General features: G+C 71.3%; 16 protein-coding genes. 5 read left to right on the top strand and 11 right to left on the bottom strand.

All coding sequences use genetic code 11. The features are described 5' to 3' along the window. Positions 1–174: 174 nt before the first annotated feature. The 5 genes from OG385_RS20105 to OG385_RS20085 all read right to left on the bottom strand — a co-directional run bounded on the left by OG385_RS20105 (position 175) and on the right by OG385_RS20085 (position 4,983). A complete protein-coding gene (locus tag OG385_RS20105) occupies positions 175–1,209 on the bottom strand; it encodes a transglycosylase family protein (RefSeq protein ID WP_266856274.1) in 1,035 nt (344 codons plus the stop codon). A 136-nt stretch (positions 1,210–1,345) separates the two neighbouring features. Then, positions 1,346–2,611: a cytochrome P450 gene (locus OG385_RS20100; RefSeq protein WP_266856272.1), complete on the bottom strand. Its 1,266-nt coding sequence runs from the start codon at positions 2,609–2,611 to the stop codon at positions 1,346–1,348. Between the two features lie 49 nt (positions 2,612–2,660). Continuing rightward, positions 2,661–3,632, bottom strand: a complete 972-nt coding sequence (locus tag OG385_RS20095; RefSeq protein WP_266861014.1) for a nucleoside triphosphate pyrophosphohydrolase — start codon at positions 3,630–3,632, stop codon at positions 2,661–2,663. A 114-nt stretch (positions 3,633–3,746) separates the two neighbouring features. Next, positions 3,747–4,418 carry a SurA N-terminal domain-containing protein gene (locus OG385_RS20090; protein ID WP_266856270.1) on the bottom strand — a complete coding sequence of 224 codons (672 nt, stop codon included), beginning with the start codon at positions 4,416–4,418 and terminating at the stop codon, positions 3,747–3,749. Positions 4,419–4,530: 112 nt separating this feature from the next. After that, positions 4,531–4,983: a GtrA family protein gene (locus OG385_RS20085; RefSeq protein ID WP_266856268.1), complete on the bottom strand. Its 453-nt coding sequence runs from the start codon at positions 4,981–4,983 to the stop codon at positions 4,531–4,533. A gap of 118 nt (positions 4,984–5,101) precedes the next feature. Between OG385_RS20085 and OG385_RS20080 the strand changes: the two genes are divergently transcribed. Together OG385_RS20080 and OG385_RS20075 are read left to right on the top strand one after the other, a co-directional pair. Beyond that, complete coding sequence (locus OG385_RS20080; protein WP_266856266.1) at positions 5,102–7,609, top strand: YfhO family protein; 2,508 nt, start codon at positions 5,102–5,104, stop codon at positions 7,607–7,609. Between the two features lie 183 nt (positions 7,610–7,792). Then, on the top strand, positions 7,793–8,743 hold the full coding sequence (locus tag OG385_RS20075; RefSeq protein ID WP_266856265.1) for a class I SAM-dependent methyltransferase: 951 nt from the start codon (positions 7,793–7,795) through the stop codon (positions 8,741–8,743). 51 nt (positions 8,744–8,794) lie between these two features. On the opposite strand, the gene OG385_RS20070 is transcribed toward OG385_RS20075, so the two are convergent. The 6 genes from OG385_RS20070 to OG385_RS20045 all read right to left on the bottom strand — a co-directional run bounded on the left by OG385_RS20070 (position 8,795) and on the right by OG385_RS20045 (position 13,929). Beyond that, the gene (locus OG385_RS20070) at positions 8,795–9,049 is read right to left on the bottom strand and encodes a winged helix-turn-helix domain-containing protein (protein ID WP_323183808.1); all 255 of its coding nucleotides are present in this window, start codon (positions 9,047–9,049) and stop codon (positions 8,795–8,797) included. An 808-nt stretch (positions 9,050–9,857) separates the two neighbouring features. Continuing rightward, positions 9,858–10,910 carry a serine hydrolase gene (locus OG385_RS20065; RefSeq protein WP_266856263.1) on the bottom strand — a complete coding sequence of 351 codons (1,053 nt, stop codon included), beginning with the start codon at positions 10,908–10,910 and terminating at the stop codon, positions 9,858–9,860. Continuing rightward, a complete protein-coding gene (locus OG385_RS20060; protein ID WP_266856261.1) occupies positions 10,907–11,935 on the bottom strand; it encodes a hypothetical protein in 1,029 nt (342 codons plus the stop codon). Before OG385_RS20060 ends, OG385_RS20065 begins: the two co-directional genes overlap by 4 nt. Then, the gene (locus tag OG385_RS20055) at positions 11,932–13,047 is read right to left on the bottom strand and encodes a hypothetical protein (protein WP_266856259.1); all 1,116 of its coding nucleotides are present in this window, start codon (positions 13,045–13,047) and stop codon (positions 11,932–11,934) included. The genes OG385_RS20060 and OG385_RS20055 overlap by 4 nt, the downstream gene beginning before the upstream one ends. Further along, entirely contained in the window at positions 13,044–13,730 is a 687-nt protein-coding gene (locus OG385_RS20050) for a hypothetical protein (RefSeq protein WP_266856257.1), read from the bottom strand. Before OG385_RS20050 ends, OG385_RS20055 begins: the two co-directional genes overlap by 4 nt. 10 nt (positions 13,731–13,740) lie before the next feature. Next, positions 13,741–13,929 carry a hypothetical protein gene (locus OG385_RS20045; RefSeq protein ID WP_266856255.1) on the bottom strand — a complete coding sequence of 63 codons (189 nt, stop codon included), beginning with the start codon at positions 13,927–13,929 and terminating at the stop codon, positions 13,741–13,743. 279 nt (positions 13,930–14,208) lie between these two features. On the opposite strand from OG385_RS20045, the gene OG385_RS20040 reads away from it, so the two are divergent. From OG385_RS20040 to OG385_RS20030, 3 genes are all read left to right on the top strand, one after another. Then, positions 14,209–15,768, top strand: coding sequence for an FMN-binding glutamate synthase family protein (locus tag OG385_RS20040; RefSeq protein WP_266856253.1), 1,560 nt, complete (start codon positions 14,209–14,211; stop codon positions 15,766–15,768). A gap of 74 nt (positions 15,769–15,842) precedes the next feature. Next, entirely contained in the window at positions 15,843–17,579 is a 1,737-nt protein-coding gene (locus OG385_RS20035) for a thiamine pyrophosphate-dependent enzyme (RefSeq protein WP_266856251.1), read from the top strand. A gap of 193 nt (positions 17,580–17,772) precedes the next feature. Beyond that, positions 17,773–19,275: a glycoside hydrolase family 3 protein gene (locus OG385_RS20030; RefSeq protein WP_266856249.1), complete on the top strand. Its 1,503-nt coding sequence runs from the start codon at positions 17,773–17,775 to the stop codon at positions 19,273–19,275. Positions 19,276–19,532 lie beyond the last annotated feature (257 nt).

The raw sequence follows: 19,532 nt of genomic DNA, 5'->3' as shown, positions 1-19,532 counted from the left end.
AGGACCCCCCGATATTCAAAGATGAACATCGGGGAGCAAATCCCTGGTTTACGACCCCGCCTGACCTGTTTCCGCAGGTGAGGTGCGGCGTACGCCGGGCGGACAGTCCGGACATTCAGCAGCGCCGACGAGAGCCATGTCTCACTCGAACAGAAGCGGACATACAGGTCCGAACTACCCCTGATTTCGGTCGAGATCAAGGCTCTGGCCAGGAACGATGAAGTCCGGATCGCCCCCGACGGTCCGATGGTTCGCCGCGTAGAGCGCGGGCCATCCGCCGGGCAGATCGTGCGCCTCCGCGATGGACCACAGATTGTCACCCGCGCGGACGGTGTAGCTGCCGTCCGTACGGGCGTCATCGCGGGACACCTCCCCGCCGCGTGAAGCGTGCCGCCCGGTCTCGTCATGGCTCGCTCCGGAGCCCCCGGCGGCCTCGCCGCCCCGGTGCTTGCCGGCCCCCGGGGCGTCACCGGAAGCAGGACCGGCGGGCGCCGCCGAGTCCGAGGGGCCGGGCGTGGCGGATGCGCTGGGGCCAGAAGTGCCCGAAGTGCCTGAATCGCCGGAAGAGTCTGATGTGTCCGATGAGGGGTCAGATGTGGGGGATGACGGGGCCGATGAGGAGGACGGGGCGCCCGAAGGGGAATCGGACGGGCTCGGACTCGCCTGCTTCGACGGCGCGTGCTTCGACGGTGTCTGCTTCGAACCGTCCGCGTCCGTGTCCCCGCCCGCCGGGTCCTTGGCGGAACCGGTCGGCTTGGCCGAATCGCTCGGCTTCGCGGGGCTCGGGCTCGCGGTGTCCGGGGAGCCCGGGTCCACGGAGGCGCTGTCCGCGTCGTCCTTCGTCAGCCCGGCGATGGCCGCACAGCTGGCCCAGGGAGTCGCACCCTCGGCCGCGTACACCTTCTTGGCGACGGCTATCTGCTGGGAGCGGCTGGCCAGGTCGGGGCGGGCCGCGTACTGCCCGCCTCCGTACTTGTCCCAGGTCGCCTGCGAGAACTGGAGGCCGCCGTAGTGCCCGTTGCCAAGGTCGGTGCTCCAGATGCCGCCGCTCTCGCACAGCGCCACCCGGTCCCAGGTCGTGGCGTCGGCAGCGTGGGCGCCGGTCGACGCCAGCAGCGGAAGGGCGATGGCCGAGCCCGTAACTCCTGCCGCTACGACAAGAGCTGGAGCCTGACGGGGGCGGCGGTGCCGACCGTTCCCGGTGCGCATGCGGTGGCCTTCCGTGTGACGGATGAGTCGAGGGGTGAACGTAGCCGCACTCGAACACCAGTCACAAGTCGATGCAGCGGAGATCACATGAAAGTCACATTCTTGACGCCCTGTCAGCCATGTACTGGTCAGGCCATCAGTTGGGCGGGATATCGAACTCCACCGGAAGCGTGCGCAATCCCCGCATGATGAGCCCGCCGCGCCAGCGCAAATCGCCAGGTTCCGCCGCAAGTCGCAGGTCCGGCAGGCGGCGCAGCAGGGTGGCGAGCGCGGTCTGCGCCTCCAGCCGGGCGAGCGGCGCGCCGAGGCAGTAGTGGATGCCGTGCCCGTACCCCAGATGCTGGTTGTCGGTGCGTGAGAGGTCGAGCGTGTCGGGCTCGGTGAAGCGCTCGGGATCGCGGTCGGCCGCGGCCAGGACGACCAGTACGGGATCGCCCTCCGCGATGGACTGCCCGCCCAGGGTCAGCGCCTCGGTGGCGAACCGCCAGGTCGCCAGCTCCACCGGCCCGTCGTAGCGCAGGAGTTCCTCCACACCGGTGGCGAGGAGGGCGGTCTCCCCCGCCGCCAGTGACGCCTCCAGGCGCTCGCGCTGGTCCGGATTGCGGAGCAGCGCGTACATACCGTTGCCGATGAGGTTGACCGTCGTCTCGAACCCGGCGAAGAGCAGGATGAACGCCATCGCCGCGGCTTCGTTCTCGGTCAGGTGCTCGCCGTGGTCGCTCGCCCTGATGAGCCCGGAGATGAGGTCGTCGCCGGGGCTCTCCCGCTTGCGGTGGATGAGTTCGGCGAGGTAGTTCCGCATCTTCTTGACCGACCGTGCGACCCCGCCGCGCGGTCCGCCGCCGTGACGGATCATCATGCCCGCCCAGTCGCGGAAGTCGTCCTGGTCCTCGCGGGGGACGCCGAGCAGATCGCAGATGGCGTAGATGGGGAGCGGAAAGGCGAAGTCATGGATGAGGTCGGCCGTGCCCTGCTCCCCGCTCTTCGCCACGAAGGCGTCGATCAGCTGGTCCGTCAGCTCCTGCACGCGCGGTGCGAAGAGCGCGACGGTGCGCGGGGTGAACGCCTTGGAGACCAGACGCCGCAGCCGGGTGTGGTCCGGCGGGTCGATGTTCAGCAGATGCGTCATCAGCTCCGCCTTGCGCTCCCCCGGAATGCCGGTCTTGCCCTTGGCGTGCGGGGACTCCGCGTGGTGCGCGGGGTTCTTCGACAGCCGGGGCTCGGCGAGCGCCGTCCGCGCGTCCGCGTACCGCGTCACGAGCCAGGCCTCCACTCCGCTCGGGAGCGCGGTCCTGTGGACGGGCGCGTTCTCGCGGAGCCAGGCGTACGCGGGGTACGGGTCGGTCGCGAACTCCCAGGTGAAAAGGGTGGGGGCCGGGCCTGCGGTGCTGTTGTCGGTCACTCCTCGACGGTAGCCGTACCGCCCTGCGCCCTCTCCGCGCCCCGGTCGGTCACTCCTCGACGGGAGCCGTACCGCGCTGTGCCTTCTCCGCGGCCCGGATCGCGTCCCGGTACGCCCGCGCCGCGGCGCGCAGCGCGGCCTCCGGGTCCGTGCCCGCCGCCTCCGCGCTCGCGGCCAGGGCGAGCAACTGGTAGCCGACGCCCTCCCCTGCCGGCAGCGGTACGTCGAGCTCCGAGCCGCGCACCCGCGAGGTCAGTTTCGCCGCGAGTGCGAGGGCCGGCTGACCGACCGGGACGCCGTCCGTCACCGACTCCCGCTGCTTCTCGATCGCCTTGGTGCGGTTCCAGTGGGCGTGGACGTCCTCGGCGGTCTCCGCCGTCTCGTCGCCGAACACATGCGGGTGGCGGTGGATCAGTTTCTCGACCAGGCCGCCCGCGACGTCGTCGATCGAGAAGGGCTCGTCCCCTTCTTCCCCGGTGCCCTCCTGCGCGATCCGCGCGTGGAAGACGACCTGGAGCAGGACGTCCCCCAGCTCCTCGCGCAGTTCGTCCCGGTCGCCGTCCTCGATCGCCTCGACGAGTTCGTACGCCTCCTCGATCAGGTACTTGGCGAGCCCCCGGTGGGTCTGCTGGGAGGTCCACGGGCACTCGCGCCGTACCCGGTCCATCACCTGCACCAGGTCGAGCAGGCGCGCGCCCGGCAGATCGTACGACCCGGGCAGCAGCTCCAGGTCCGGCATCCGCACCCGGCCGCTGCCCGCGAGCCTGGCCAGACCGTCGGTCAGCTGCTGGTCGCCCTCGCCCGACGGGAGGACGACGACCGTGCGGCCGCCCGCGCACTCCTCGACCAGTTGGTGCGCGTTGGGCGCCGCGTGCTCGACGGTCACCCCCGCCTCGCGCAGATACGGCAGCTGCGGGTGCTCGGTGTCCACACAGAGCACCCGGTCCGCCGTGTGCAGCAGCTGCCAGGCCGGCCAGGACAGCAGCCCCGGCGCGACCCGGTGGCTGGTGGTGAGCAGCACGACCCGGCCGGGCGCGTCGAGCGCCTCGGGAACGACGGCGGGGGCGGGCGCGGCAGCGGCGCGGGTGTTGCCGGGGGTGTTATCAGGGGTGTTTTCAGCGGTCACCCGTCGAAACTACCCCGCCGCACTGACTCCGGTTCCGGCGGACGGTGCGGCCTGTTCCTTGGTGACCTGGGTGATCCACGGCGTCTTGTACGGACCGAGCTGGCTCTTCTTGACGTCCCAGACCCCGTAACGCGGATTGACGTCCACGCCCATCGCCTTGGACGTCTTCATCATCGCCTGGAGCACGGCGCTCTGGCCCTGCGGAGTGCTGAGCGACGCGCCCAGCTTCTCGGCCAGCTTCGACGCGGTGACCTGCTCCTGGAGCGCCTGGTCGATCTGGCCGGGGGCGATGCCGTTCTGCTGGAGGTAGACCTGCTGGAGCCGCTGCTCGCTGCCCGCCTGCTTGACCAGCTGGGCGCGTGCGTCCTGGATGTCCTTGCGGGTGACCTTCGCCCCGGCGTCCGCCGCTGCTTTCGCGAGCACCCGGTCGAAGATCATGTTGCCGAGCTTCATGCCGCTGAGGTTGTTGCTGCTCCTGATCAGCTCGGCGGCCTGCGGGGACTTGTTCTGCGCGGCGCGTACGTCGTTCACCTGCGTCTGGAGGGCGGCGACCGTGATCCGGTCCTTGCCCACGACGGCCGCGGCGCCCGGATGGGGCTGGCTGCCGCAGGCGGCGAGAAGCGGGGCTGCGGCGACGAGCGCGGCGGATACGGAGAGCGCAGTGCGACGGCGGCGGTGCAAAGGAGCCTCCTGGCGGGCGAGTCTGTGCAAACTTTGGTGCGGCGCCCGGCGCCTCCGTGAGGGATGGCGGTCGGGCGACGCGTGGGAGCACAAGGCCTTGCGTTGATCGATGTTAGGCATTTGGCGTGGCGGGGGCCACTGGTTCGACCAACGATTCAGGAGCTTCCCGGTTGTCGGGGCGGAGCATGATCGTCCGCGAGATGACAAAAGTGAGCGGAATGGCTGCCGCCGCCGCGATCAGTGGCGCGTAGCCGGCACTGAGGCGGGCCACGTCCACCAGCAGGTACACCCCGCCGGTGGTGATCGCGAAATTGGCCGCGTTGGTCAGCGGGAAGAGCAGGAACTTCCGCCAGGTCGGCCGGATCCGGTAGGTGAACCGGGCGTTCATGAAGAAGGAGCCGACCATGCTGAGGCAGAAGGCGATGGTGTGCGCGGCGAGGTACGGGAGCCGTGTGAGCAGAAGCAGGTAACAGCCGTAGTACGTGCCGGTGTTCACCACGCCGACGAGCGCGAAGCGGACCAGCTGGCCCAGCTTCGCGGTGGAGGCCAACCGTGCGGTGTTCATCTGCGTACGCGCTCCTGATCCGGCGGCCCTGCCCGGCTCTCGGTGAAATCCCGGCGACGGCTGAGTGAACTCACCATATTCCAGGCCAATTCCGCGTATTCGCTGCCATATTCGGGGCATGAAACCCCGCCGTCCGGCAGTGACGCCCCGTCTCCGCGCCACCGTACTGGCCACGCTGCTCACCGTACTGGCCGTGTGCACCGGGGATGCCGCCGCCCGTATCTACCCCTACGGTCCGCGCCACCGGAGCATCAGCGACCTGGGCAACCAGTACATCCCCTTCCACGCCCACCTCCAGGATCTGCTGCACGGCAGTGCGCACGGCGGGCTGCTGCTCAACTGGCAGTCGGGGTACGGCACGTCCTTCCTGCCGGACCTGGGGACATATCTGAGCAGCCCGTTCGCGCTGCTGGTGGCGGCCTTCCCGAAGGACCGGATCGACCTCGCGGTGTATCTGGTCACGCTGCTCAAGATGGCGGCGGCCGCGGCGGCGATGACCTCGCTGCTGCTCACCCTGCGGCCCGGCCGCTGGTGGGCGGCCGGGCTGCTCGGCGCGTCGTACGCGCTCTGCGGCTGGTCGGTCCTGGAGGCCTCGTACAACCTGATGTGGCTGGACGGTCTTGTCGCCTTCCCGCTGCTGTGCCTGGTCGGCGAGTGGGTGCGGGGCGGGCGCAGACCGCTGCTGGGGCCGGTGGTCGTCGCGCTCGCCTGGACCGCGAACTTCTACACCGCGTACATGGCGACGATCGGGGCGGCGCTGGTGCTGCTGGTCCGGCTGCTGCTGGTGAAGGGAGAGGCGGCGGGGGCGCACCGGCCGGTCCGGGTGCTGCTGCGGGCGGCCGGGACGGTCCTGCTCGGCATCGGCCTCGCCGCGCCGCTCCTCTTCACGGTCTTCCTCGGGACCCGGCACGCGTACCCGGGCTGGACCCGGAACTTCGCACCCGCCTCCTGGACGGATGTGTTCGCGCGCACGCTCCCCGCCACCTACAGCTTCTCCACGCCCGCGCTGTTCCTCGGCGCGGGCACCCTGCTGCTGGTCTGCGCGCTGGCCTTCCACCGGGCGGTGCCGCGCCGGGAACGGGCCGCGTGGACGGGGCTCGTGGTGCTGGTCGCGCTGTCGATGCAGTGGAAGCCCACGCATCTGATCTGGCATGTGTTCGCGACACCGAACGGCAGCCCGTACCGGCAGACGTTCGTCCTGAGCGGCCTGCTGGTGATCGCGGCCTGGACAGCGCTCTCGTACGGGGTGCCGGGCGGCCGGGCCCTGACCGGCGGGGCGGCGGTGCTCGCGGCGGGGGCGTCCTTCGCGGCCCTCTCGCGGACGGTGACTGTATATACGTATCCGCTCCTCGGTCTCGGCCTGGCCGCGGCGGTGGGCGGTCTTGTGCTGCTGGGGAGGGCGGGGCGGGTGCGGGCCCACCGCTGGCAGCCGGTTGTCGCCGCGCTGCTGCTGGTGGGGGCGCAGGCGGGACAGGCGGCCGCGACGACGGCGTACGCGGACCGGGTCAAGATCCACCGGCTCGACGACTACGCGCCCTGGGGCCGCCACCTGGACGAGGAGGCGGCGGCGGTCGCCGGGGCCGACGACTGGCCGCGCTACCGCACCGACCCGGGGCGTGAACAGACCACCGGGAACGACCCGTTGCTGGTCGGCGGGGAGGGCGGTTCGTACTACAGCAGCATGACGCCGGACCCGTACACCCGGACGATGGCCGCGCTCGGGGCCGGCTGGACCTCGCGCGGCCGGAGTATGCAGTCGCTGGACAACCCGGTGACGGACGCGATCTTCTCGGTGGGCGCGCGGGTACGGTCGGCGCCGGGCCGGAAGGGCGCCGGAGCGGTAACAGTGACGCGGGAGGCCGCGCCTCCGCTGGTGACCGTACGGCCGCCCGGCCCGGTACCGCACTTCGGACGCTCCCCGTTCCGGAACCAGGAACTCCTGCTGGGCGCGCACGTGTACACAGACGCGGACAGGTGCCCGGCCGGCACCGACGTCTTCTACTCGGCACCGGACTTCACGGGCTTCGTCCGGCTGGGCAGTGGCGAACCGGTGGAGCTGCGCGGCGGACAGCGGGGCCGGCGCGCGGCACTCCAGCCGATGGGCCGGGCGCCGGGCGGCGTGGCCGTCACCCCGCACCCGCACGGCAGGACGGGCTGCCTGTCCCGCACGGAACTGGCCACGGCGGTACGCCATCTGACGGAGACGGGCGCGACATCGGTCCGGGTCACGGACGACGCGGTACGGGCCCAGCTCCCGCCGGGGTCCAGGGGAACGGCGGTATTCGCGATGCCCCGCATCTCCGGCTGGCAGTGCCGCACGGGCCACGGGGCCGACCACCCGGCGCGCTCGTACCTGGGCCTGGTAGCGGTCCCCCTGACCGGCAACGCGACAGCCGTGAGCTGCACTTTCCGCCCGCCCGGACTGCGGATCGGGTCAGCGGTGGGGGGCCTGGCGCTGGCGCTGCTGGTGGGGGCGGCGGTCGTACGGAGGGTGCGGCGCCGGGGACCCGGACGGGCAGCTGCTGCGTCGACGGCAGCCGCAGGACCACCGCTCTCCGCCGCAACACCGGCCGTGGGGAGCGGAGTCGCCACGGTGGTCAGTTCTGCCAGGCGGACAACAGGTTGAGTGAAGGGTGACCGGACCTTGCACCGCCCATTCACGGGGCGGACGGGTGGATCTCACCGCGGCGACACCGGCAGCTACCAGGCTCTCCGGCAACCGGCGCGGCCCGCCGAACCCGGAGCGTGGCGTGTCCGGCGCCCGACGCACACGTACTGGCGGGTTCAGCGATCTCCGAACGGATCCCTCATGACCAGCAGCACACCCGGCGCAACGCCTTCGGACGGCACGCCTTCGGACGGCACCGAGCAGCTTCCGGCCCCCGCCGGGCTGGACGAGGTGAAGGGGTGGTTCTTCGCGGCGGACCAGTTGCTCTTCGACTGGCTCCTGACCCGGCAGAAGGGCCTCGCCGAGGCGGGCGATCTGCTGGAAGTGGGTGCGTATCTGGGGAAGAGCGCGATCTTCACCGGTTCCTATCTGCGCCCCGGTGAACGCTTCACCGTCTGCGACCTGTTCGACGCCCCCGCCGACGACTCCGCGAACGGCGCCGAGATGGCCAAGTCGTACTCCACGCTCACCCGGCGGGCGTTCGAGGCGAACTACCTGTCCTTCCACGACGAGTTGCCGACCGTCCTGCAGGGCCTGTCATCGATGGTGCCCGGCCAGGTGGCCGACGGCAGCTGCCGCTTCGTACATGTCGACGCCTCGCATCTGTACGAACACGTCCACGCGGACATCGCGACGGCCCGGGCCGCGCTGAAGCCGTACGGCGTCGTCGTGCTGGACGACTTCCGCGCCGAGCACTGCCCCGGCGTCGCCGCAGCGGCCTGGCAGGCCGTGACCAGCGGGGGGCTGCACGTCCTCTGCATCACCGGCACCAAGCTCTACGGGACCTGGGGCGACCCCACCGCCCTGCGCACCGAGCTGGCGGCCTGGCTCGCGACCCGTAAGGACCTCTGGCACGGGGAGGAGTCCGTCGCGGGCGAACCGCTCATCCGCATCAGCGGCAAGAAGGCCCAGCTCCCGCCACAGCCCGTCTCCCGCCATCGCGCGCCCTCGCGCACCGCGACAGCCCGCACAGCCGGCCCGGGCACGGCATCCCGCAGCCACCCACCGCTGCACCGGTTCGCGGCGAACGTCCTGCCCCCGTTCCTCACCAGGGCGGCGGCGTCCGCGCGGCGGCGCGGGCAGGGCCGGTAGCCGGGGGCCGCCGCACCTGCCGCCGGCACAAGCCTCCGCGCCCGGCCTTCGCTACCCCGCGAGGGCCGGAACGTACTTGTAGCCCACGCCGACGACCGTCGCGATGACCTTTCGGTACTGCGGGCCGAGGCGCCGGCGCAGACGGGCGACATGCACGTCCACCGTGCGCTCGCTGCCTGCTGAATCGGGCCAGAGCGCAGCGATGAGCTGATGGCGTGCGTGGACGTGGAGCGGCCGCGAAATGAAATAGGCCAGCAGGTCGAACTCCAGCTTGGGGAGTTCGAGTTGACGCCCCGCTACGTGCACCGTGCGGGCACCATGGTCGACTTGGACGGGGTCCGTAAGGGATTCCGGGGGTGCGGCCGATTCGGCTCTTTCAGCCATGTACCCGGGAATGGCCTCCGATTCCGGGGAGGGCGCAAACACGAGATGGACCTCTGAGGATGTCTGGCGCACCGAGACGGGGACATACCCCTGAGCCGCGAGCATCCATCGCCCATGGGAAATCGGTTCGACGGTCACCGCCGGGTCAGTCGGCGGGCGACCTGACACAGTGTGCCATCCAGTCCTGTTCGGACCGTGTGCTGTGAAAGTGCCTGTGGACATTGGCTACTCATTCCCATCGGGGCGTGCAGAGCAGACGTTCACGGAATGCGGCCGCGTCGACAGCGGCGCGCCAAACACTACACGTGATGGTGCAAGTTCGGAAAGTAACCTCCGCATGGTGGAGGTTACCGACACCCGAGCACCAATAGGCGGCCAGGGAACCGGCGATGGGGACCAGCGATTCGTGAGCGGAAGGGCCCGCACACGGATGATCCGAAAGCGGGGCTCAAGGATCTGGATCTCTTTGCGAGCAGAAATCAGATAGCCGGTACCTCGCCCCCAGATGGGCCCGGCCGTCGGCCCATCGGCCATTTTCGGCATGGGAAGGACCGGCCATCGGCCATTTCGGCTTGATCCTCGCGGTCGGCCGCGATCACCCGAATCCCGGTGTTCCTCAACCGGCCCGTTTCCAGGAATTGTTGCAAGTGCAGCCGCAGCTGCATCAAGTGCATCAACTGCATCGACTGCATCAAGAAGGCTGTATGCGGGTGGGATTCTCAGTCGGGGCTCAGCCCGGCTCCTCGCTGAGCAGTCCGTACGCCGTCGCGATGAATGTGTCCCTGAGGCGGATACGGCGGGTGGTCACGGCCACCACCGCCGTATGAGTGGCGGGCCGGAAGCCGAGGAAGGCCTGCTGGCCGGTGGTGGCGCCCGCGTGGAAGTACAACGGCCCTTGCGGCGAAGGGTGTTGGAACCAGGTGAGCGTGTGGAGGTGGCGGTGCCCCAGCCCACGGCGGAGCACGGGCCGGCGGATCGTGCGGAGGGCGGTCTCCAGCGGGCTGCCTGCCGGGTCCAGGTGTGCTTCCAGGTAGGTCAGGAGGTCTCCGGGGGTCGCTCGTACGGCGCCTGCGGGCTGGAAGCCGCCCATGGCCAGACCCGGTACGGGAGTGCTGCCGTCCGGCCGGTGCCCCGTGGCGTCGGCGCCCGGCCCGTACGCGCCCTCCGGGTGCAGGCGGGTGCCGGTCAGGCCGAGCGGGGCCAGGACGTGGTGGGCGATCAGCTCCTCCCACGGGGTGGCCGTCGCGGCGGTGAGGGTGTGGCCCAGGACCGATGCGCCGAAGTTGGAGTAGTGCCAGCGGGTGCCCGGGCGGTGGCGGGGCCGGGCACGGAGGTAGGCGGCCACGACGCGTTCGGCCGGGTAGCCCCCGTACGGGTCGGTCGACCAGTGCCGGACCGCCTGCGGGTAGAAGTCGGCCGGCAGCGCGGGCAGCCCGGCGGTGTGCGTGATCAGGTGCCGCAGGGTCGCCGGGTTCCCGGGGGCGGATTCCGGCGTCCGTCCCGGCGCCAGGTGGTGGGCCGCCACGTCGTCGTAGGAGAGGCGGCCGGTGCCCACGAGTTCCGCGAGGAGGAGGCCGGTGAACGTCTTCGACGCCGAGCCGATCTCGTACCGCTGCTGGTCGCGCGGGACGGCCTGCGGAGGGGCGCTGCCCCCGCAGTGGACCGTGCGGTGGCCACGGTGGCTCACCGCGATCACGATGCCCGGGGCGTCGACGGCCCGGGCGGCCGCGGCCAGCCGGCTCGCGGCCCCCGTTCGCGTGAGTGCCGGTGCCGGTCCCGTCATGAGGGGGCCGGTGCGGTCAGGTCCGCCATGGCGCGGGAGACCGCCAGCGCGGAGGCGAACGCCGCCACCAGGGTCGGGTGGTAGACGAGATCGAAGACGTGCTCCGCGTCGCCCTCGGGCATCGGGCCCAGCACGGGCATCGCGCCGTCGGGCTGCTGGGCTGCCGCGAAGCCGCGCCAGGCCGCCGGGTCCAGCGTCGGTTCCGGCAGGCAGGCGTCCACGACGAGCAGTTCGCCGAGCAGGTCCCACCGTCCGAGGTCGAGCCAGTCGTCCAGCCAGACCGGCAGCCAGGTGGCCAGATAGTCGGCGACGGCCGGGGGCAGACCGGACGGGTTCTCACCCCAGTCGGTCAGGTGGAAGACCGTGTGCGTGATGTCGTAGCCGATGTGGCCCTCCACCGTCCAGGGCTCCGGGCGGTGGGCGAGCCAGGTGCGGGCAGCGGCCTCGTCCTCCGGCACGGCGGGCGGGAGACCGAAGCGGCGCTCCATGGCGGAGAGCCCGAGCCGGCGGACCGGCAGCACTTCCATCACCTGCCGGCTGACGAGCCGGTGGTTGAGCCGGGCCGCGGCCTCGACCTGCGGGTTGCTGTAACCGAGCTCCTTGAACGGTACGTAGACCTCGAAGGGCACCGGCGACAGCGGCTCGTGGGTCTGGCCCTCGGCGAGCCTGGCCCCGGACGCCAGCAGCTCGTGCCAGGCGTGGTCCAGCAGCTTGCGCGCGGTCGTGGCCTGCTGCGAGCCCGCGACGCCCTCGCGGAAGATGACCTTCCCGATGAGGGCCAGCTCGCCGAGCGGCTTGAAGCGGTCCAATGCGCCGGTCTCGGGGTCCGGGTCGTCCTCCAGGCGGAAGCCGTCCCGGTGGGCGTACAGCCACTCCAGGGCGCGGGATCCGACAGCGTGGATCTGCCGGATGCCGGTGGCGGCGCCGGTGCCGGCGTCCGTGCCGGTACCGGCTGCCGCGCCTGCTGGGGTCCCGCCGCCCACACCGTCCGCGTCGCCGCTCTCCGTCTGCCGGCTGTCGTTCATACGGCGCCTCCGTCCGGTGGGCCGACCAGGTCCGGCTGCTGCCCTGCGACGCCGGTCTCCGGGATCCGCCGGGGATCCGCGGCCGGGTCCGCCGGGCTGTTCCTGGCCAGGGTCAGGGCGGCCGCGAAGGCCGTGACCAGTGTCGAGTGGTAGCAGTTCACGAACTCACGGGGAGCCTCACGGGTTTCGGTGGGTCCGGTGGGTTCGGTGGGCTCGGCTGCGGCCCCGGCTCCCGGCCCGCCGGCCCGGCTCCCTCCCCCGCCCCGTACGAGCGGCGGGCCCGTCTCCGGAACCGCGCCCGTGCCGTCCTGTACGGCGGCGAGCACCGGCCACCAGGTCTCCACGAGCGCCACCGGCGGCGGGTCCGGCAGACAGGCGGCGACGGCGAGCAGTTCGCCGCCCAGATCCCACTGGCCGTTCTCGAAGCAGCCGTCGATCCACGCCGGGAGCCACGTACCGAGATACCCGGCGACGTCATCAGGCATCCGGTGCGGGGCGTTGCCCCAGTCGGTGATGTGGAAGACCACATGCGTCAGGGCGTACCCGGAAGCCCGCTCGAAGGTCCACGGCTCGGGCAGCCCGCCGAGCCAGGTGCGGCGCAGGACCGGGTCCGCCGCCGTGTGCGGGGGGACGCCGATCCGCCGCTCGGAGTTGAGCAGCCCCAGCTCGCGGTTGGCGTGCTGCTCGGTGAGCGCCCAGCCCCGGGTGGTGGCGACGACGGAGGCGAGGCGTTCGAAACCCTCGTGGCGCAGGCCTTCGCCGGCGAAGGCCGCGTAGATCTCGAAGGGGTACGTGGCGAACGGCTCGTTGCGGGCCAGGTCGAGGAGCAGTTCGCCCTCGCGGACCTGCTCCCAGGCGAACCGTACGAGAGCGGCGGCGGCCGCATGGTGCGGGTCGTCGGGGCGGGTGCGGCGGCGGACCGTGGTGCACAGCTGCGCCAGTTCGCCCAGGGGCTTCATGGTGCGGTTGACGTCGGTGTGGGGTTCGAGGACGTCGTCGGGCAGCACGAACCCGGAGCGGTTCTCCCGCACCCAGCCCAGGGCGGCACCCGCGATACCGTCCACAAGTCCGTTGCCCGGGGCCTGTGTTCGCGCTTCCGGGGCGGCCGTCACCGCGCCTGTCCCGACCTGATCAGGCCGGCCGCGCGCAGATGGAGGGCCACCCGGGGATCCTGACCGCCCATGAGCTGGACGAAGTCCAGACCGGCGGCCAGGCCCAGGGTGTCGGGCACCCCGTCGAGCGTGGCCAGCCAGCGGCCGGCCCCGGCCGCCTGGAGCCAGTCCCGGCGCCGTACGGCCCGGACGAATCCGCGGGCCACATCGGCCGGCCGGCGGCTCGCGACCCGGTTGACCGCCGAGGCGGAAGCGGGCCGGGCGAGCGGCGCGAGCACGGAGAGCTGGTGGGTGAACGCCTGCCACGGGGCCTGTTCGAGCCACGCGGCGTCGGGTTCCCCCACCGTCTCACCCATCCGGGGCGTGCCGAGCGCCGACTCCATCGCCCAGTGGCTCCAGGCGGTCGCCGCCGGGCCGCCCGCGCGCGGCGGGAAGTCGATCACGGCACGCTGGAGCACCGCCACGTCGCCGGGGTGCGGATCACGTCCGTACAGCAGGCTCGGCAGCAGCAGATCTGCCCCGATGACCCTGACCGCGGCGATCCCGGTTCTGTCGTCCTCGCCGATTCCGGCGGCGCCGCAGACCGTGGAGAGGTGGTCTCCGCTCTGCAGAGCGAAGACCACCTCGGACGCCAGGTCACGCACAGCCCCCGCGATGCGGGAGGACGCACTTGACTGGTCCATGTGCGACTGCTTACGCCTTCTTCGGGCGCGGAGTCGGCGGCGAGAGCAGCAGCGCGCCTGTTCCGCCGATGAGCGCCAGGCTCGCGCATTCACGCGAGTCACGGAAGACGCCTTCGGCCTCGCCCGGGTTGAGCGCGGCCTCGACATCCTCATCGAGGTCGGTTGCCAGGCGGTCGGTCACCGATTCAGTGGAGTTCATGACGCTTCCCATCCTTATAGGGGGATTCGTTCCTTGCGGTCTCAGTCAAACTCAGGAAGCGGACGCACGCAAAGGGAGCCAGGCAGCCCGGTCCTCAAGGCTTCAATTGAATGGTGAACGGCGAGGTGACCATGGCGTTCACAGGAGGAACCCCGGACGGCCCGAAGGCCCGGTGAGGCGTATCGCACACGTCGCTGAGGGGCCCCTGGGGGTTTCCCGAGGTGTGGAAGAACCGAACCGGGCAACCCGTCCCGAGTGAAACGAATCGGCTGTGTCGGTATGACGGTCCTTGCAGCTCTCGCCGCATGGGGAGCTGCCGGGTGGGTCTCGTGGTGGTGGCTGTCCGCCGCTGTGCCACTCGCCCTGCTCGGGTCGCTCGGCGTGTGGGACCTGAGCCAGCGCAGGCACACGGTGCTGCGCAACTACCCGATCATCGGGCACGCCCGCTACCTTCTGGAGCGCGTACGCCCCGAGCTGCAGCAGTACTTCGTGGAACGGAACTACGACGGGCGGCCCTTCGACCGCGACACCCGCAGCATCGTCTACGAACGCGCGAAGGGCACCGCGGCCGAGGAGCCGTTCGGGACCGAGCGCGATGTCTACGAGACGGGCTACGAGTCCCTTGTGCCGTCGATGGCGCCCTGCCCGGTCCCGCAGACCACGCCCCGGGTACGGATCGGCGGGCCCGACTGCACCCGCCCGTACGACATGGCGCTGCTGAACGTGTCGGCGATGAGCTTCGGCTCCCTGTCGGCGAACGCGGTCCTGGCGCTCAACGGCGGTGCCGCGGCAGGCGGTTTCGCCCATGACACGGGTGAGGGCGGCCTGTCGGAATACCATCTGCGGCCGGGCGGCGACCTCGTCTGGGAGATCGGCACCGGGTACTTCGGCTGCCGCACCGATGACGGCGGGTTCAAGCCGGAGGAGTTCGCCGACAAGGCGGCGCACGATCAGGTGAAGTGCGTGTCGCTCAAGCTGTCGCAGGGCGCCAAGCCGGGGATCGGCGGGGTGCTGCCGGGGGCCAAGGTGAACGCGGAGATCGCCCGGGCACGGGGAGTGCCGCAGGGCGAGACCGTCATCTCGCCCCCGTACCACCGGGAGTTCTCCACCCCCCGCGAACTGGTGCGCTTCCTCGTGCAGATGCGGGAACTGTCCGGCGGCAAGCCCACCGGATTCAAGCTCTGCCCCGGGTCGCGGCGCCAGTTCCTCGCCGTGTGCAAGGCCATGCTGGAAGAGGGCACCGCACCGGACTTCATCATCGTGGACGGCGCCGAGGGCGGCACCGGCGCGGCCCCGCTGGAATACGCCGACCAGCTCGGCACCCCGCTCACCGACGGCCTGCTCGACGTACACAACGCCCTCGTCGGCACCGGGCTGCGCGACCGCATCAGGATCGGCGCGAGCGGCAAGATCGCCACCGGCGCCGATCTGGTCAAGCGGCTGCTGCAGGGCGCGGATTACGGCAACGCGGCGCGCGCGATGATGTTCGCCGTGGGCTGCATCCAGGCGCAGCGCTGCCACACCAACACCTGCCCCGCCGGTGTCACCACCCAGGACCCCCGGCGTGCCCGCGCGCTTCACGTCGGCGACAAGACGCTCCGAGTCCAGCGTTTCCAGCACGCGACCGTGGCGAGCGCCCAGCAGATCATGGCCAGCATGGGTGTGGCGGACCCGGCAGACCTGCGCCCGCACATGCTGCGGCGCCGTACAGACCCTTTCACCGTGCGCTCGTACGAGGAGATGTACGAGTGGCTGGCACCCGGGCAGCTGCTCGCGGAGGCGCCCGAGTCCTGGGCCGCCGACTGGCGGGCCGCCGACCCCGACCGCTTCACCGTCTGAGACAGCCTCAGCCCTTCCGATCCCCCGACCCAGCCCTTGATCCCCCTCTCTGCCCGTCCGAACCGGAGGCTTCTGTGAGCCGTACTGTTGCCCGTGTCATCGTGGACGCCCTGCGCGAACTGGACGTCCACCAGGTGTTCGGCGTCGTCGGGGACGCACTCAATCCCGTGACCGAGGCCATCCGTACCACCGAGGGCGTGGAGTGGGTGGGCTGTCGCCACGAGGAGGCCGCGGCCTTCGCCGCGAGCGCCCAGTCCCAGCTCTCCGGCCGCCTCGGTGTCTGCATGGGCACCGTCGGCCCGGGCTCCATCCATCTGCTGAACGGCTTGTACGACGCGGCCAAGAGCCGCACACCGGTCCTGGTGATCGCGGGGCAGGTGCCGTTGGCCGACGTCGGCAGCGACGCCTTTCAGGAGGTCGACAACGACGCCCTCTTCAGCGATGTGGCGGTCTTCCGGGCGACCCTCTCCTCGCCCGACCAGCTGCCGCAGATGCTGGAGACAGCCGTCCGGAACGCCCTCGGGCACAAGGGTGTTGCCGTGCTCACCGTGCCCGCCGACATCGGGGACCGGAAGCTGGGCACCGACCGCAGGGCCCGCTTCTCGATCGGCCCGGCGGTGACCCGGCCCGAGGAGTCGGCCACCCGTGAGGCGGCGGGGCTGCTCGACCGCGCCGGACGCGTCACCCTGCTCGTCGGCCGGGGCGCCCGCGCGTCCCGCACCGATGTGCTGGCCCTGGCGGACCGGCTCGCCGCGCCGATGGTGCTCACGCTCAAGGCGAAGGAGGGCTTCGAGGGCGCGGACAACCCGTACCAGGTCGGACAGACCGGGCTGATCGGCAATCCCGCGGCCGCCTCGGCCCTGCACGACGCCGACACCCTGTTGCTGCTGGGGACCGACTTCCCGTACCGGGAGTGGTACCCGGAGGGAAAGTCCGTGATCCAGGTGGACACCGAGCCCACGCACATAGGGCGGCGTGTCCCGGTCGAGACCGGCCTGGTCGGCGATGTGGGCGCCACCGTGCGGGACCTGCTCAAGCATCTCGGCGCCGGGAGCGACCGCGACCGCGGCCATCTGGACCATGCCCGCAAGCACTTCGAGACCTGGCGCGAGGGCCAGGCCGCGCTCGCCGACCCGGAGCACGACAAGAGGGCGGCCGGGCGGGCCCGTTCGGCTCTGGACAATCCGGAGCACGGGGTCCGGCCCGAGGCGCTGGCCGCCGCGGTGGACCGGCTCGCCGCGGACGACGCGGTCTTCACCTCCGACACCGGGATGGCCACCGTGTGGCTCTCGCGCTTCGTCGAGATGCGCGGGGCGCGGCGACTGCTCGGCTCGTACAACCTGGGCTCCATGGCCAACGCCATGCCCCACGCACTCGGAGCACAGTGCCTGGACCGGGAGCGGCAGGTGGTCGCCTTCTGCGGTGACGGCGGGCTGAGCATGCTGCTGGGCGATCTGATGACGCTCAAGACCAATGAACTACCGGTAAAACTCGTGGTGTTCGACAACCGCCGGCTCGGCATGGTGAAGCTGGAGCAGGAGCAGGTGGGCCTGCCGGAGTTCGGCACGGTGCTCGACAACCCGGACTTCGCCGCCGTCGCCACCGCGATGGGCATCACCGGGATCCGGGTGACCGACCCCGCCGATCTGGAGGACGCTGTGCAGCGCGCCTTCAGCACGCCGGGACCCGTCCTGCTGGACGTACTGACGAACCCGGACGAGATCGCCGTACCGGCCAAGCCGACCGTCGAACAGGGCTGGGGCTTCGCGGTGGCGAAGGTGAAGGAGATCGTTCGGGGGCACGGCGAGTAACACATCCTACGGGCAGGTATGTGACCGGTCTTGACGGTATGTCATTTCGGGCGAACAGGGGCGAGCACGCACCATCAGGGCACTTGACGTGACGCCTGGTCCAGGCCACTATCCAATTGGTCTGGACCAAGCGCATGGCCAAGCACATGGCGGCTCGGTCCCCTATCGGCACGCCAGGAAGGCCCGGCTGACCTTGCCCAGCACACCAAGCAGTGAACTGACGCACCTCGCCTACAAGATCCTCCAGCCTGGCTTCAAGGGCACCGAGGCACCGGACTGGCTGCTCCGCCGGATCGGTGAGGGACTGTCCAGCGTTGTTCTCTTCTCCCGCAACATCGCCAACCCGGGTCAGCTGATCCGGCTCACCCGGCAACTGCGCGCGGAGAACCCGGACCTCATCATCGCCATCGACGAGGAAGCCGGCGACGTCACCAGGATCGAGTCGCTGACCGGCAGCACCCGCCCGGGGAATCTGGCGCTGGGCGCGATCGACGACACGGAACTGACGGAAGCGGTCGGCCGGGACATCGGCCACGAGCTGCACTCCGCCGGCATCAGCCTGACCTACGCCCCCAGTGCGGACGTCAACTCGAATCCGAACAACCCGGTCATCGGCGTCAGATCGTTCGGCTCGACCCCGGATCTGGTGGCCCGGCACACCGGCGCCTGGATCCGCGGTCTCCAGTCCGCCGGAGTGGCCGCCTGCGCCAAGCACTTCCCCGGGCACGGCGACACCGCGGTGGACTCCCATCTCGGGCTGCCCCGCTACGACGCGACCGCCGAAGACGTCAGGGAGCAGGCGCTCCCGCCGTTCCACGCGGCCATGGAGAGCGGAGTGCGGGCCGTCATGAGCGGTCATCTGCTCGTGCCGGCCTACGATGCCGACCTCCCCGCCACGCTGAGCCCGCGCCTCCTCGTCGACCTGCTGCGCAAGGAGATGGGCTTCGACGGCCTGGTCATCACGGACGCCATCGAGATGGGGGCCGTCAGCGGTCTCTACGGCATCGACGGTGCCACGGTGCGCGCGGTGGCGGGCGGCGCCGACGCGGTGTGCGTCGGCGGCGAGAGCGCCGACCCGGAGGTGGTCGGCCTGCTGAGCGCGGCCCTGGTGTCCGCCGTCCACAACGGTGAGCTGTCCGAGGAGCGGCTGAGAGAAGCGGCCGCACGCGTCGAGGAGTTCTCGGCCTGGTCGAACGGCATCTTCCACGCCACGCCGCCGCACCGGATCAAGTCGGACATCGGCTTCGCGGCCGCCCGGCGCGCGCTGCGCCTGACCGTGGCGGACGGCGGGTCCCTGCCGCTCGACGCGGCGCCGCACGTCGTGGAGCTCATCCCGACGATGAACCTCGCCATCGCCAAGGAGACACCCTGGGGCGTCGCGGCCCCGCTGCGCGAGCGGCTGGCCGGCACGACCTCGGTCGGGATCCACGAGGAGGACGTGGCGGCGGACCTGACCGTTCTCGACCAGTACGCGCTGGACCCTGCCACCGAACGTCCGCTGGTCGTCGTGGTCCGGGACGCCTGCCGGCACACCTGGATGACGGACTCCCTCAAGCACCTGCTGACCGCCCGGCCCGACTCGGTCGTGATCGAGATGGGCCTGCCGGCCGCCGCGGCCCAGGGAGCGGTGCACATCACGACCTACGGAGCCACCACCGCATCGGGTGTGGCCGCGGCCGAAGTACTGGCCGGCTGACCGCACCCGACGCCCCAACGACCCACCCCCGTACGGACACCACGCCCCAACCGACCCACCCCATCCGCAGGACCACGTCCCACCCGCACACCCCCCGGCACCCACCGCCCCGCGGGACTGTCTCCCGCCGTGCGGTGCGGGCCCGGAGCGCGTACGCGGCAACGCCGCCGCATCCGCCGTCGCGCGGGTGAACTCCCCACCCCCGCAGCCGTCCCGCCGGACCCACTGGTCCCGCCGACGGCGCCCTTCCCGCGGCC

The sequence above is a fragment of the Streptomyces sp. NBC_01306 genome (genome assembly GCF_026340465.1).
Classification (GTDB): Bacteria; Actinomycetota; Actinomycetes; order Streptomycetales; family Streptomycetaceae; genus Streptomyces.
Note: the sequence above shows the minus strand (reverse complement) of the source record. Positions and strands in the feature narration are given on the sequence as shown.